Source organism: Mesorhizobium kowhaii (assembly GCF_042431665.1).
Lineage (GTDB): Bacteria > Pseudomonadota > Alphaproteobacteria > Rhizobiales > Rhizobiaceae > Mesorhizobium > Mesorhizobium kowhaii.
In genome coordinates, this window is sequence record NZ_JBHLYT010000053.1 from 552,197 (window position 1) to 566,098 (window position 13,902).

Annotated in this window: 15 protein-coding genes; 9 read left to right on the forward strand and 6 right to left on the reverse strand. The window is 61.9% G+C overall.

The window, feature by feature from the left end:
• Position 1: 1 nt before the first annotated feature.
• The 3 genes from ACFFNA_RS29970 to ACFFNA_RS29980 are packed head-to-tail and all read right to left on the reverse strand — an operon-like array spanning position 2 to position 3,898.
• A complete protein-coding gene (locus tag ACFFNA_RS29970) occupies positions 2 to 1,060 on the reverse strand; it encodes an aromatic/alkene monooxygenase hydroxylase subunit beta (protein ID WP_111547139.1) in 1,059 nt (352 codons plus the stop codon).
• Between the two features lie 47 nt (positions 1,061 to 1,107).
• Entirely contained in the window at positions 1,108 to 2,169 is a 1,062-nt protein-coding gene (locus ACFFNA_RS29975; RefSeq protein WP_111547140.1) for an NADH:ubiquinone reductase (Na(+)-transporting) subunit F, read from the reverse strand.
• A 55-nt stretch (positions 2,170 to 2,224) separates the two neighbouring features.
• Positions 2,225 to 3,898 (reverse strand): aromatic/alkene/methane monooxygenase hydroxylase/oxygenase subunit alpha, encoded by a 1,674-nt coding sequence (locus ACFFNA_RS29980; protein ID WP_378923468.1) that lies wholly within the window; start codon positions 3,896 to 3,898, stop codon positions 2,225 to 2,227.
• Between the two features lie 94 nt (positions 3,899 to 3,992).
• Here ACFFNA_RS29980 and ACFFNA_RS29985 point away from each other — a divergent pair, with 94 nt between their 5' ends.
• From ACFFNA_RS29985 to ACFFNA_RS30005, 5 genes are all read left to right on the forward strand, one after another.
• Positions 3,993 to 4,214, forward strand: a complete 222-nt coding sequence (locus ACFFNA_RS29985) for a hypothetical protein (protein ID WP_378923469.1) — start codon at positions 3,993 to 3,995, stop codon at positions 4,212 to 4,214.
• 249 nt (positions 4,215 to 4,463) lie between these two features.
• Entirely contained in the window at positions 4,464 to 4,937 is a 474-nt protein-coding gene (locus ACFFNA_RS29990) for a hypothetical protein (protein ID WP_378923470.1), read from the forward strand.
• Entirely contained in the window at positions 4,934 to 5,257 is a 324-nt protein-coding gene (locus tag ACFFNA_RS29995; protein ID WP_378923471.1) for a hypothetical protein, read from the forward strand. The genes ACFFNA_RS29990 and ACFFNA_RS29995 overlap by 4 nt, the downstream gene beginning before the upstream one ends.
• Before the next feature lie 13 nt (positions 5,258 to 5,270).
• Complete coding sequence (locus ACFFNA_RS30000) at positions 5,271 to 6,398, forward strand: WD40 repeat domain-containing protein (RefSeq protein WP_378923472.1); 1,128 nt, start codon at positions 5,271 to 5,273, stop codon at positions 6,396 to 6,398.
• Positions 6,399 to 6,430: 32 nt separating this feature from the next.
• Positions 6,431 to 6,604 carry a hypothetical protein gene (locus ACFFNA_RS30005; RefSeq protein WP_378923473.1) on the forward strand — a complete coding sequence of 58 codons (174 nt, stop codon included), beginning with the start codon at positions 6,431 to 6,433 and terminating at the stop codon, positions 6,602 to 6,604.
• Positions 6,605 to 6,818: 214 nt separating this feature from the next.
• Here the strand turns inward: ACFFNA_RS30005 and ACFFNA_RS30010 are convergent, their stop codons facing one another.
• Together ACFFNA_RS30010 and ACFFNA_RS30015 are read right to left on the reverse strand one after the other, a co-directional pair.
• Positions 6,819 to 7,322, reverse strand: coding sequence for a hypothetical protein (locus ACFFNA_RS30010; RefSeq protein WP_378923474.1), 504 nt, complete (start codon positions 7,320 to 7,322; stop codon positions 6,819 to 6,821).
• A gap of 307 nt (positions 7,323 to 7,629) precedes the next feature.
• Positions 7,630 to 8,676: an aldo/keto reductase gene (locus tag ACFFNA_RS30015; protein ID WP_378923475.1), complete on the reverse strand. Its 1,047-nt coding sequence runs from the start codon at positions 8,674 to 8,676 to the stop codon at positions 7,630 to 7,632.
• Positions 8,677 to 8,861: 185 nt separating this feature from the next.
• Between ACFFNA_RS30015 and ACFFNA_RS30020 the strand changes: the two genes are divergently transcribed.
• The 4 genes from ACFFNA_RS30020 to kdgD all read left to right on the forward strand — a co-directional run bounded on the left by ACFFNA_RS30020 (position 8,862) and on the right by kdgD (position 13,009).
• Complete coding sequence (locus ACFFNA_RS30020) at positions 8,862 to 9,953, forward strand: sugar ABC transporter substrate-binding protein (RefSeq protein WP_378923476.1); 1,092 nt, start codon at positions 8,862 to 8,864, stop codon at positions 9,951 to 9,953.
• A gap of 146 nt (positions 9,954 to 10,099) precedes the next feature.
• Positions 10,100 to 11,173 carry an ABC transporter permease gene (locus tag ACFFNA_RS30025; RefSeq protein ID WP_378923477.1) on the forward strand — a complete coding sequence of 358 codons (1,074 nt, stop codon included), beginning with the start codon at positions 10,100 to 10,102 and terminating at the stop codon, positions 11,171 to 11,173.
• Entirely contained in the window at positions 11,170 to 11,997 is an 828-nt protein-coding gene (locus tag ACFFNA_RS30030; RefSeq protein WP_378923478.1) for an ATP-binding cassette domain-containing protein, read from the forward strand. Before ACFFNA_RS30025 ends, ACFFNA_RS30030 begins: the two co-directional genes overlap by 4 nt.
• Positions 11,998 to 12,076: 79 nt before the next feature.
• Entirely contained in the window at positions 12,077 to 13,009 is a 933-nt protein-coding gene (gene kdgD, locus ACFFNA_RS30035; protein WP_378923479.1) for a 5-dehydro-4-deoxyglucarate dehydratase, read from the forward strand.
• Between the two features lie 48 nt (positions 13,010 to 13,057).
• On the opposite strand, the gene ACFFNA_RS30040 is transcribed toward kdgD, so the two are convergent.
• A complete protein-coding gene (locus ACFFNA_RS30040; RefSeq protein WP_111547149.1) occupies positions 13,058 to 13,789 on the reverse strand; it encodes a FadR/GntR family transcriptional regulator in 732 nt (243 codons plus the stop codon).
• Positions 13,790 to 13,902: the final 113 nt, after the last annotated feature.

Here is a 13,902-nt window from a genome sequence, read left to right on the forward strand (position 1 = left end):
TTCAGCGCTTGAGGCCAAGTTCGCCGAGGATCTGGCCAATCCGTTCCTCGGATTTGGCGCGGACATCGACGAACGCGACGGGCTTGGAATGCGGCATCGACCAGATCGGCTGCAGGCCGATGGCTGCCTTGTCGGCGAGCGCGCCGTGTTTCTTGACCCAACCCTGGAAGAGCTTGCGATTGGCGGCGCCATGCGTCTCGTCATTGGCGAGCATGTGGATGAGGTCGATCGTGTTGGCGAGGTTGCGCTCGTAGTCGGCCTCGGCAGCCGAAATCACCGCCGGCGTGATGAAGTCATGGTTGGCGGCGGCGATCTGCATCAGGAAGCCGGAGCGGAACACTTCGCCCACCAGCGGCTCGAAGACGATGTTGATGGCGAAATACTGTTCGAGGTAATCGGTCGCGCCCATGATGGTTTCGACCGCTTCGCGCGTGCCTTGCCAGTTCTTGTCCTCGAGCCACGCCTTCTTGCCGAGTTCGTCGTCCCAGTCGGGAAGGTCCATGCCGATCTCGGCAAGGTAGAGCGTGATGTCCTGGGCAAGCCTGAGCTTGTAGGACGAGTTGGTCAGCGTCGCGTTGTTGATCATCTGGGTGTAGCCGTAGCGCTGCGCCTGCATCAGCGAGGTGCCGAGCCCGAATTCGGCATGCTTCCAGGCGCCGAGCTGCGTCTGCAGGATCTTGACCCAGGCCTTGTCGAAGGTCTTCGGCGCGCCCGACTTGCGGGCATTATTGATGACGCTCTGCACCATCGTCTCGATCTTCGACTGGCGCTGGTAGTGCGTGCGCTCCCACTCCTGGTCGGGGGCGCGAAAGGCATGCCAGTTGGAACTCTGCGCGGCGGTGTTCTGCTTGACATAGGCGCCCTTGCCGTCGGCGAAGGAGATGATCCAGTCCTGGATCAGGTAGCGTTCCGGGTCGGGCTGAACGTCGACCGTCATGTCCTCATAGTGGGTGGCGCGCTGGCCTTTCGGGTCGAAATACCGGTATTTCCGGCTATCGGAATCGGCGAAGATCGCCGCGCCGGCGGCTCCGGATCCGACTGAACTCGAGGTTGCAGGCATAGTCTCTCTCCCTTGTTGCAGTTGTGGTTGGCTTGGCACGGCCGCCCTCAATGGGCCGGCGTTGCACCTGCCGATGTGGTGAACTTGTCGAAGAAGATCCGCTCCGTTTCGAAGCCGTTCATGAACAGGACCGGCTGCAGCGCATCGATCATCGGCGGCGGGCCACAGGCATGGACATCGCCCTGCCCGTCGACCGCCAGTTGCTTGAGCTTGGCGTCGACGCTCTGGTGCACGAAGCCGCGTTCGCCTTGCCATTCGGCGTCGTCATTGGCGTGCGACAGCACGGGAATGAAGGTGACGTCGGAATGATTGCCGACCAGCTCGGCGATCCTGTCGAGATAGAACAGGTCGTTGCGGGTGCGGGCGCCGTAGAAGAAATAGACCGGACGTTTCTCGCCGCTCTTCAGGTGGTCGTTGAGGATCGACCAGATCGGCGACATGCCCGATCCGGCCCCGACCAGGATCAGGGGTCCTTGCCGTTCGTCGCGGCGGAAACAGGTTCCGTAGGGTCCGACGACGGTGACTTCGGCTCCGGCCCTGATGCCTCCGGAATCGAGTTCTCCCGAGAACTTTCCCTCAGGGTATTTTTTGATGATGAAGGAGAGTTTTTGGGTTTGGTCCGGCGTATTTGCCATGGAGAACGAGCGCGTAATCGTCTCCCCTTTTTGCGTGGTAACCGTGATGTCGACATATTGCCCCGCCCAAAACTTCATCGGGGAGCCGAGTTCGATTTCGATGCCGCGAATGTCGTGGGTCAGTTGCTCGATCCGAGCAATCCGGCCCTTGTACGTTTTCACGGCGATCGCTTTCGCCAGAATCTCCTCGTCGTAGTTGAGAAGCTCGACTTCCAGGTCGGAGTAGGCGATGCAACGGCACAACAGGACGTGCCCGCTTTCCTTCTCCATGTCGTTCAGTGCGAAGGTCGAGTATTTCAGCATGTCGACTTCGCCTTCGAGCAACACGCTCTTGCAGGCCGAGCACTGCCCTTCCTTGCAACCGTGAGGCAGCGCGATGCCCTGGCGGAACGCGGCGTTGAGCACCGTTTCGCCATTCTCGACCTCGAATTCGACGCCGACTGGGCTCAGCCTGACCGTGTGGGTTTCCGACATACGGACCTCCAGTGAAAGGTAGGGGCGGGACGAACCCGCCCCCCCTTTGGCCTGATCAGTTGCAGGGATTGACCGTGAAGCCGGCCCGGTATTCCGCCAGGTGCTTCTCACGGTCCGCGGGCGACATGGCACGCAGCGCGTTGAGCGGCGATCCGAGCGTGTTGCCGCGCACATCGTCGAGCGTCCACATCTCCTTGTCGTCGAAGCGCAGATGCGGCTGCGGAACCAGCGTCTTGCCGTCGGAGCGGACGAAGTTCAGGTCCTTGATGGCATCGGCCAAATCCCAGCCGTCATAGAGCGTCTCCCACTCGCGCTTGCCGCTGAAGCGGCCCATCGCAGGCGTCGGACGGCCCTCATACTCGTCAGCGAAGGCGACCGTGGCAGTCCAGCGGTCGAGCTCATGGGCGAAGGTGTAGAGTTCGCCATTGATCTCGCCGACGACCATGTCCTCGCGGATCAGGCAGGGAACGAGGCAGGACCAGCAGCGGTGCGGATAGACGTAGCCGACGTCGCTGTTGAACAGCAGCACCTTCTCGCCCTTGTGGCTGAGCTTGGCGTACCATTTCCAGAAGTCGCCGAATTCGGCGTACCAGCCCGGATATTTGTGCTCGAACCACTCGAAGTCCTTGTCGGTCTGGGCTTCGATGCGCCAGAAATTGACCGGCCAGCCGACCGCGAAGAACTGCCCGACCTTGTGGACGTAGTTCTTCTTCGTGATGCGTTCCCAGGCCGCCTGGACGTCGTCGTGATGGACCTTGATGCCGTATTTCTCGAGCGGCAGCATGTAGGTGCGGTAGTAGTCCTCATAGATCCAGCGGTGCCACATTTCCGCGTAGGACTCCTTGTTCTTGTCGCGGTTGGTGGTGCCGTATTCGATGAAGGTGCCGATGGCGGCGTCGACGATCGCGTGGTTCTGCCAGAAGGCGTAGCGCAGGTCGCGCTCGAGCAGCAGGTGATTTTCCGGCTCCTTGAGCGCCGCCATCAGCAGCGAGTGGCCGTTGCCGATATGCCGGCTCTCGTCCGATTGCACCGACAGGAAGACGGTCGGAAGCGCGTAGTCACCGTTGCGGGCGGCCTCCGAAGGCATGGCGACGAACAGCGTGTTGGTGAAGGCGGTTTCGGCGACCACGGTCAGGTACATGCAGGCGGCGGTCATCGTGTCGCCGGTGATGAAGCCCTCGGCGAACTGTCGGCCGATGGTGGTGGCGTAGCACTTTCCGAAGGCTTCTTCGGTGATGTCGAAGCCGGCCGGATCGATGTAGTTCTCCATGTACCATTTCTTCAGGTTCATCTGGATCGTCGAGTGACGGAACTCGTCGATCATCTGCATGGTGAAGCCGGTTCTGAGTTCCTCGCCAGGTGCGATGCGGGCGACCATCGCCATCGAGCGGGCGGCGGAGATTTCCGGGAAGGGAATGATGGCCAGGAAGAGCTTCATCCACTCGACCCAGCGCGGTTCGACGTTGCGGAACATGTCGCCGCGCAAGGCCGCATCGAGCGCGCCATAGACGCGGTTGTCCTTCTCTTCCTGCATCGGGAAATAGGACCGCAAAACCTGCTTCATCGGATCGCGCGGCGTCTTGTTGATCTTGTAGTCGGTCGGAAATGTCATCGCTTCCTGCACGTAGGAAGGATTCCAGCCGAGATCGGCAATCTTCTTGGTCGCCTCGCCGACGGAAATTCCGCGTTGCGAGGTAATCTTGTTGAGCGTCAGAGACGTCATGGTCATAAGCCTCCACCAGGTTTGAGCCGTGGGTCCCTTGACCCCGGCATGAAGCGGCACAAAGCACCGCCAGTGAGAGTGCGAGCGGCATGACAAAGGGTTGCGCATCAAGGCGCGACTCATGGTCCGGCCATTCAAGTGGATCGCGGCAAAGGTTTTCGAGGCGTTTTGGCAGAGACTCCGCGGCGCCAACCGCAATTGCGATGGGCGTATCGAAGCGGAATTTGTCCCTGCTTCCTCCGTTCCTTCGTTCTTTTGGCACCGCGCCAAGCGCGATGGGCTTCTTGTGAAAATGAACAATGCAAGCGTCGTGCCAGTTTGAAAACGAAGTCCGCGGCTAACGCTTAAAACAAGATCGCCATCTTTTCGGCGCATGAGTGGACAACAAACTGTAACGTTATTTTACAGATGTAACTTACGACTGTAATACTATCTATCTGTTCGCAGCTGCAACATATCTAGTTAGCAGTCGCAACAAATACCAAATTTCTCAAGCCATCTATTTAATTATTCGTCTTTCTCTACTATTTGAAGCACGGTCCATGGGCGGGCCTGGCGCTGGAGAAAGACCATGCCGAACGATAAGGATAGGAGCGGGCCACCCCGGCCAATGTCCAGCCATGCCGACGGCGTCACCGGCGATCTTGTCAAGCTGATGCCCCGCGATCTGGTCTTTGTCATGCGCTTCATGGGCGAAAGCCAGCACCGCCTGCAGAGCCATTTCCAGGACTTCATCCGGGCCGAGCTTGCCGCCGGCGGCGTCACCACGGAGACGCATCCGATGATCCATCTGTTCATCGAAAACCATGCGATCCTGCTGCGCGACTTCGTGTTTTCCGGCGTTTCGCTGACACGCCAGTTCCGCGTCGACGAGATCGAGCGCCTGACCGGCGACACGACATCGATGATCCGCGTCGACATCTGGGATCAGCTCAAGAGCCACATCGAGAAGGCCGAAAAACAGTTCCATTCGCAGGCAGGCACGTTGCCCAAATTGCTGTCGGCTTTCGAAAAACCGCAGGGATTTTTGGGGAGCGAAAAATGACCGGCGGATCCGATATTGCCAGGCGTGACGCGCTGCTTGCTCGCCGGCTCGATCTTGTCGCCAGCGTCTCCGCCCTCACCGCCGAAGCGCTGCGGCTCAATCAGAAACGCGCCGGCATCGACATGGACGTGCTGCGCCTGGAGCTGGAAATCGGCAGAAGCGGCGCCAATGCACAACTGGTGCAGGATTTGCATGAAGCAGAGCGAAGTGCTGCTGCGATCATGCAGGCATGCATGGCTTGCGAGGATCGCATCGTCGCGGCGGAAGGCGACATCGAGGACGTTGATCGCCGGCTTGCCGCAACGGCGAACGAGGACTGATGGGAGAGACAGCATGAACCAGCAGACGATGCAGAACCTGACCTTGTTCGATCTTTTGGCCCGCAACTGGCAGCGACCATCTGCGATCGCCGATCTGCGCTTCAGCGCCGACGGTTCGGCTGTCGCCTTTACCTCCGTCGACGGAACCGTCGCCATCGCCGCGGTCGCGGATCACGAGCCGCCGGAGTCGCGGATCAGGGTGAGCAATGATCTCGGCCAGACGACGATCCGCCCCCGGGAAAAGCCACCAGTGCCATTGATCGCAACAGTGGCATTCGGAGATGGCGACGTCCCGCTCTGCGCCCATGCGCATTCCGGCTTTCTGGTCGGCGCGGCCAGCGGCGAAGCGTTGCATCTGACCGCCGGCGGTGAAGTCGCGGCCCCCCTGGTCAGGGTCGACGGGCCGATCTTGGCCATCGACTGCAGCGCCCGGGCGACGCTGACAGCCGTCAGCAACGGAAAGGATGTCTTCCTATCGAGTGGCCAGGGCGATGCGGTGAAGCTGAAACATGCCACGACATCGTCCATGGACGCCCTTGCGTTCTCACCTGACGGGAGACGCCTCGCCTGCGGCCTTGATGAGGGGCTGTCGATCTGGTCGGTCGAAGGCGACGCTGCCTTGATACGAGACATTTCTCTTTCATCGCGCCCGGTGTCGATCCGCTGGAGCGGCGACGGGAGTTGGTTGGCCTGCGGGCTGGAGACCGGCGGCTTTGCGCTGATCAGCCTGGCCGATGGCCGAGCCGATATCGTCGCGGGATTTCCATCGCCGGTTCGGACAGTGTGCTGGAGCCCGTCGACAAATGCGCTGTTTGCCTCGGGCGCGTTCCGGATCGCCGGCTGGTCGATGACCGCCCCGCCATTTGGCGGCGAAACCTCGGGCGCACTGGAGACGGGTCGCGCCGGGCTGGTCCTGGTCGAAACGGTGGCGGCGCACCCCGAGAAGAAGCTGATTGCCGCGGGTTACGCCAACGGCCGTATCATCGTCGCCCAGATCGGGTCACGCGACGAACTTCTCGTCAGGCCCTTGGGCAGCGCTGTCACCGCTCTCGCCTGGTCCGGCGACGGGCGGCATCTGGCGATAGGATCTGTCGACGGCACCGCCGCGATCGCCACCTTTCCCGCACAGATGTTCAAATAGCGGACACAGTCCGTATGAAACAGGAGGATGAGATGCAGACCGAACTTACGGCCGAAGACGAGAGCAAGGACGAATTTTTCGAACGGCTGGCCAAACTGTCGGAAGAGATGGTGGCCAGGCATGGCAAGGATTTCAGCATGGGCGCGCTGGTGCTCGCCGCCCGCTGGATCGCCGAAAAACGCGTTGGCAAGCTGAAGACCAATTAATGCATGTCGCCCAAAAGTGGCCCCGGTATTGGGACAACGACATGCATAAAAGCAAAGACCTAAAACGTGTCGCATGAATCCGTTTCGACGCGACGCGCTTTAGACCAACGAGACTGTCCGTTCCTGCGCTGCTCGCGAATTCCGCGCTTTCACAGGCTATCGATAGGACCGGTCGGGCCACAATTCGAGCGGTTGGATTTGGATGCTTCTTTGATTATTGCCTGATAAACACGCCCGTATAGGTCTGGCCGGCGAGCATATAGGTTGCGGCCAGGGTTCCGTCGGGCAGCATCATGAGACTGACGTCCGCACCATTCGGAAGGCGCCCAAGCTTCAACGTGGTCCCGACAATTTTTCCTGCTCCGGCGGCCTCTCCCGGATTGTTATCGCCCACAATTCCCCACGCAAAGGTGACCGTCACTTTGCCGTTCGGAGAAATCGTCTGCACAGCGACTTTGGCTTCAGACGTCCCCTCCAATCGTCCAGCCCACATGCCCGAAAATGCGGCGTACTTTGCTGGAACGCCCTTCGCAGGGGGAGTGATTGTCACGGATTGATCCATGATTGCCGAGCCAGGAGAAACTGCGGCGGGATCCAAGGCAGGAGGAACAGCAACAGGATTTGACGCAGGTTCGAGAGCGGCCGATTGCGGCGCTTCAGGAGCCGATTGGCACGCGGCCAGGGCAAGTGCCGCGAAGCCCAGCATCGTGTTCCGCATCATATTCTCCCCCTCGTCCGCAAGCTATCGGTGGCCAGCAGACCGCCCAATTGCAGGTCATTCTATGCCACCGCCCTATGCATTGCGTATAGCACTTTACATCAGCACCTGACCGCGTTTCAGATCGGTCAATCTGTTTAGGAAGGAGTCCGAAGCCGGCAGCCCACCGAGGTATGGGTGGGACGGAGGCCCGCCGAGTGTTGTTGTTGCCCGCAGGCCCCCTACTCCCTTGTTTCAATCCATGATAACCGACTGATTTTGAAAGGCAATTTATTTTCACTCGACACGGATACCGTCGAACCGCCTTTCAGGTCGTCTGCTGCGCTCCAGGAACGGGCGCGCCGGGTTCGATAAGCCCCTCTCGCTTGAGATCGGCCCACAGAGCCGGCGGAATATCCTCGCTGAGGTAGGCCAGGTTCTGTTTCAGCTCCTCGACCGATCGCGCGCCCGGAATGACGCTCGACACGATGGGGTGCCCGAGGGGAAATTGAAGGGCAGCAGCCGGCAGCGACACGTGATGGCGGGCGCAGATCGCCTCGATGCGGCGGACGCGCTCGAGCACCGGCGCCAGTGCCGGCCTGGTGTTGAAGGTCGCGCCCTTGACGGCGCCGGTGGCCAGGATGCCGGAATTGTAGGGTCCGCCGATGATGATCCTGGTGCCACGCTGTTCGCACAGCGGCAGCAAGGTCGCCAGCGGCTCCTGCTCGAGCAAGGTGTAGCGGCCAGCCAGCAGGAAGTAGTCGAACGCACCCGCCACGACGAAGTCGGACAGCATCTGCCATTGGTTGATGCCGACGCCGATCGCCTTGATGACGCCTTGCGAGCGCAAGTCGTCGAGGGCCGGATAGGCGCCGTCCATGGCTTCCCGGAAGCGGCTTCTGGCATAGGGATCCTCGCCGGGACCGAAATGAATGGCTTCGTCCGGGTCATGGATCGAGACCATGTCGACATAGTCGGTGTCGAGGCGCTTCAGCGTTCCCTCGAGCGAGCGCATCACGGCATCGCGCGAATAGTCGAACTCGGCACGGAAGGAACCGGGCTGGTCCCACAGCGCCGGCTGAAGGTCCTCGGGCGGGATCGGAACGAGGTCGTAACCGATCTTCGACGAGATGACGATGTCGGCGCGCGGCAGCGACTTGATCGCCAGCCCAAGCCGGGTCTCGCTCACGCCGAAGCCATAGACCGGCGCAGTGTCGAAATAGCGGATGCCGTTGTCATAGGCCGCGTGCACCGTCTTGACCGCGGCGTCGGTGTCGACGGCGCGGTACATGTTGCCCAGCCCGGTGCCGCCGAGCCCGATCGTCGTCACCTTCAGGCCGTTCTTCGCGACAGCCCTGAATTCGATTTCAGCCATTTTCTCTTCCTGTGATCCCTGCTGTTTTTCGTGCCGGCCAAGCGGCAGCCTTCCCGCACCGCGCTCGAGCCGCGAAAGGCCCGACGTGAACCCGGTGTCGAAAAAGCATTGACACAAAAGTTGTCATATAACAATGTAACCAGACGACAAATGGCAAGCCCGCAAAACGAAGAGGGAGGAACCAAGTGGACGACGAAACGAAAAATCATATGGAGATGGTGAATGCCGCCATCAGCCGGCGCAGTGCTTTCGCACTGGCCGGAAAACTCGGTCTCGGTGCCGCCGGCCTTGCCAGCGGACTGGCAGGTGCAGGTCTTGCCGGCGGTATCGGTGCAGCGAAAGCAGCGGATTCATCGACCGGCCTGCCGAAGAAGCCCTACAAGTTCCACTTCGTGTGCCATGTGACGCTCGACCAGTTCTTCACCCCGACCGTGTATGGCATCCAGGACGCCTGCGCCGCTTTCGGATGCAGCTACCAGTGGACGGGTTCGCAGAAGAACGTCGTCTCCGAGATGGTCAGCGCCATGCAGACCGCGATCGCGCAGAAATCGGACGGCATTGCCGTCTGCCTGGTCGATCCGACCGCCTTCGACGCCGCCACCGACATGGCCGCCCAGGCCGGCATTCCGGTCGTCGCCTTCAACGCCGACGTGCCGGTCGGCAGCCCCAACAAGCGGCTGTCCTATGTCGGCCAGCCGCTCTATCAGTCGGGCTACAACTCGGCGCTGAAGTGGCTGAAGCTGATCCCCAAGGGCGGCCACGTCATGCTGTCGATCGGCGTGCCCGGCTCGCTCAACACGCAGCCGCGCCTCGATGGCTACATCCAGGCGATCAAGGACAGCGGCAGCGGCGTCACTTACGATGTCGTCAACACCGGCCCGGATCCGGCAACGGAAATCTCGCGCGTCGAGAGCTACTATCTCAGCCACAAGGACGTGAAGGGCATGTTCGGCACCGGCGGTTCCGACACCTATGCCTGCGGCTTCATCTCCAACAAATACGGCCTGGTGAAAGCCGGCGGCGCGGTGGCCGGCTTCGATCTGTTCCCGCAGACGCTGGACTTCATCAAATCCGGCGACGTCAACTTCACCACAGACCAGCAGGCCTATCTGCAGGGCTTTCTGCCGGTGCAGCAGATGTATCTCTACAAGCTCTCCGGCGGTCTTGTCGGTCCGGCCAACAGCGACACCAGCCAGGCCTATGTGACCAAGGACAATGTCGACGCCTATGTCGGCAAGTCCCGCTTCGAAGGCCGCAGCGACGTCGAGCCGACCTGACACTGTTCAGCCAAGCGAAACGCCTGCCCTCGCCACATCATTTTCCGATGACGTGGCGGGGCACCGCCGGCTGCACGCCAATGCAGCCGGCGGTGCCCGGCGCCGATCCGTCTCTTCGCCCAGAATTCGAAATCAGGAAGACAAGAGTGCCGTCAATCGAACCCTTAAAGGCCGGGAAGAACGCCGTTGGCGTCAAGGCGCCGCACACGATTACGGAAAGGCTGCTCATCCTGCTTTCCCGTTATCGCGAGGCCAGCATCGCCGTCGTCGCCATCGTCCTGGTGATCTATTTCCAGGTCGGCAGCGACGGCGGTTTCCTGTCGCCGCAATTCATGAGCGTCGTGCTGCGCGACACCGGCCGGCTCGGATTGATCGCCGCCGCCGAAGTCATGCTGATGATCACCGGCGAGATCGACCTTTCACTGAGCGCCATCTTTTCGATCGCGCCCTATGTCATGGCGCTGATGTCGGTCACATGGGGCGTACCGCTGGCCGTCGGTGCCGTGATCGGCGTGTTGATCGGCGTGCTGGTCGGCGCCATCAACGGCATCATCACGGTGCGCTTCCGCGTACCGTCGCTGATCACCACGGTCGGCATGCTGTTCTTCCTGCAAGGCATCGTCGTCTCGATCTACAACAGCCAGCCGATCGTGGCGCCGGTCGAACAGCCCTTCAACGCGATCTTCGGGCAGAGCCTCTACCAGCCGTCGGATGCTCTGTTGTCCTGGCATGGCGTGACGGCCTTCACGCCGTTCCTGTGGACGGTGCTGATCGTGCTGGCGCTGGCCCTGGCGCTGAACCGCACAACCTTCGGCCTGCACACGATCGCCACCGGCAGCAACATCATCGGCGCGCGCGAAATCGGGGTGCGCACCGATCGCATGAAGATCTACAATTTCATGATCGCCGGCGGCTGCGCGGCCTTTGCCGGCATCATCAACACCGCCCAGTTCACCTCCGCCGACCCGCAGGCCGGCAGCCCGTTCCTCACCTTGCAGGCGATCGCTGCCGCGGTCATCGGCGGCACCTCGCTTCTGGGTGGCTCCGGCACCGTCATCGGCGCGCTGATCGGCGCGTTCGTGGTCGCCTCGCTCAACAACGGCCTGGTGATGATCGGCGCCCAGGCCACCGTTTCCGACATCTATCTGGGCGCCGCCATCATCGCGGCGATGATCCTGAGCATCCAGGTCGACCGGCTGCGCACAAGGAGGCGCCTATGAACACGCAGACCATTCCACCGCTCGCACCCGACGCGCCCGTGGTGCTGGAAATGTCCAACATTTCCAAGAGTTTCGGCGCCGTCACAGCACTTGTCGACGTCTCGATCAAGCTGCGCCAGGGCGAGGTTCTGGCCCTGGTCGGCGACAATGGCGCGGGCAAGTCGACGCTGATCAAGATCCTGTCCGGCTTTCACCAGCCCGACACCGGCACGATCGTCTCGCAAGGCAAGGAGGTGCGTTTCGCCTCGCCGCGCGACGCGCGCGCCCAGGGCATCGAGACCGTCTACCAGGACCTGGCGCTGATCGGCGACCTCAGCGTCTTCCACAACATGTTCCTCGGCCGCGAATACCATAAGCGCATCCTTGGACTGAACCTGCTCGACAACAGGAAGATGCGCGAACAGGCGCAAATCTACCTCGATACGCTGGGCATCTCGATCCCCAGCGTCAACAGCACGGTCGACCTTCTCTCGGGCGGCCAGCGCCAGTGCATCGCCGTTGCCCGCTCGATCTATTCGTCGCCCAAGATCCTGGTGCTCGACGAGCCGCTGGCGGCACTCGGCGTGCGCGAAAGCGCGCATGTTCTGGGCCTGATCCAGAATCTGCGCCAGCAGCGCCAGGTCTCGGTGATCCTGATCGTGCACAACTACAATCAGATCTTCGAAGTCTGCGACCGCATCAACTTCCTGCATTCGGGGGAGGTCGCGCTGGACGCCTCCACGGCCGACACGAGCGAGGAGGAATTGATCCGTATCGTCAAGTCGGGCCTCGGTCGCAAGGCGATCGACGCCGCCGCGGCCGAAGTCCGGCCGGGCATCATATGAGCCCACCCAACGCCACGGCGGCAAAAACCTTTGCCCGCCCGACCATCCATTTGCCGGCCCCATTCACGGAGTACTCGCTTTGACGTTCTCACCCACCGAGCTGACCAAATCCCTTGGCCGCGGGCTGCTGTCCTTTCCGCTGACCTTTTTCGACGATGCCGGCGCCTTCAACGAAGCAGGCTATCGCGCCCATGTCGCGCAACAGGGCGCTGCCGGAGCAAGCGGGCTTTTCGCCGCCGGCGGTACGGGCGAGTTCTTTTCGCTGACGCTCGAGGAATACAAGCGCGTCGTGCGGGCAGCATCGGATGAAGTTCCCGATCACCTGCCGCTGCTGGCCGGCGTCGGCTACGGCACGCATATGGCGGTCGAGTTCGCCAAGGCCGCCGAGGCCAATGGCGCCGACGGCCTGCTGGTGCTGCCGCCCTATTTGGTCAAGTCCGAGCAGGAAGGCCTGCGCCGGCATCTGACGGCCATCTGCCGCTCGGTCGGCATCGGCGTGATCGCCTACAACAGGGACAATGCGGTGCTGACGCCCGAGACCCTCGACCGGTTGGCGCAGGACTGCCCGAACCTGATCGGCCTCAAGGACGGCGTCGGCGACATCGAGCTTCTCACCGCCTTGCGCTACCGCATGGACGACCGCCTGATCTTCATCGGCGGCATGCCGACGGCCGAAGTCCATGCCAGTGCCGCCGCGGCAATAGGCATGACGACCTATTCGTCGGCGATCTACAATTTCGCGCCCGAGATGGCGCTGCGCTTCTTCAATGCACTGCGCGCCGGGCGCACGGCGGAAGTCGGCGACATCATCCGCACCTTCTTCCTGCCCTATCTCGCCATCCGCAACCGGCGCGCCGGCTATGCCGTCTCGATCGTCAAGGCCGGCGCCCGCATCGCCGGGATCGACTGTGGACCGGTCCGGTCACCGCTTCTCGACCTCACAGTGGATGAGGAACGGCAGCTCGCGGCTCTCATGCAGTCCTGCCGCATGCCGGTTGGAGAGCTGGCGTGAGATCGGATGGGCTGCGGGGACGGATCGAAGGTCAGGTTTGACGCCGTGCTACGGTCTGGCCGAACCGTCGACCATGCGGCGATAGCGCTCGCGGCCCGCCTCGAGATGCTCGCGCAAGGTGAAGCGGGCGGCTTCGACATTCTGCCGCTCGATGGCCTGATAGATGCGGCGGTGCTCCATCTGGACCTGCTCCAGGTAGAGCCGCCGCTGCTCCGGCGTCTCAGTCCGCGGGCGGATCGACTGACGCGGAATGATGACCGGTCCGAGAAAATGCATGAAGCGCTCGAAATAGGGATTGCCTGTTGCCGAGGCGATCGCCCGGTGAAAGGCAAAATCCGGTTCGATGGCGCTGTCGCCGGCCGCGATCGACGCATCGATGGCATCGAGGCAATCGCGCATGCGGGCAAGGTCGTCGTCGCTGCGCTTCTCGGCAGCGATGCCGGCGGCTTCGAGTTCCACCGCGAGCCGCAGCTGCAGCACGTTCTGGACTTCCGTCAGCGAGTGAAGCTCGTCGGAGACGATGCGAAACGTCGTGTTGGCCTCGTGGTCGGCAACGAACACACCCGAACCCTGACGGCTGACGACCAGCCCTTCCGAGCGCAGCGAGGCCATGGCCTCGCGTATCACCGTGCGGCTGACCCCGAATTGCGCGATCAGTTCCTGCTCGGTCGGCAGTTTCTCGCCACTGGTCAGATGGCCGGCGCGTATTTCGCGCGCAAACCAGTCGGCCACCTGCGCCGTGCGGCTGATCTGAGGGGGAAGGCCAAAGGAACGTTTCATCGCCACCAAGCAATAAACGAACCGCTGTTCTTGGCAACCCATTATTTATATGGTGATATGATGACATTGGCGGGGCGCTTGAAGCGCGCAAACTCCGTTCGCCTTGCCGGGCC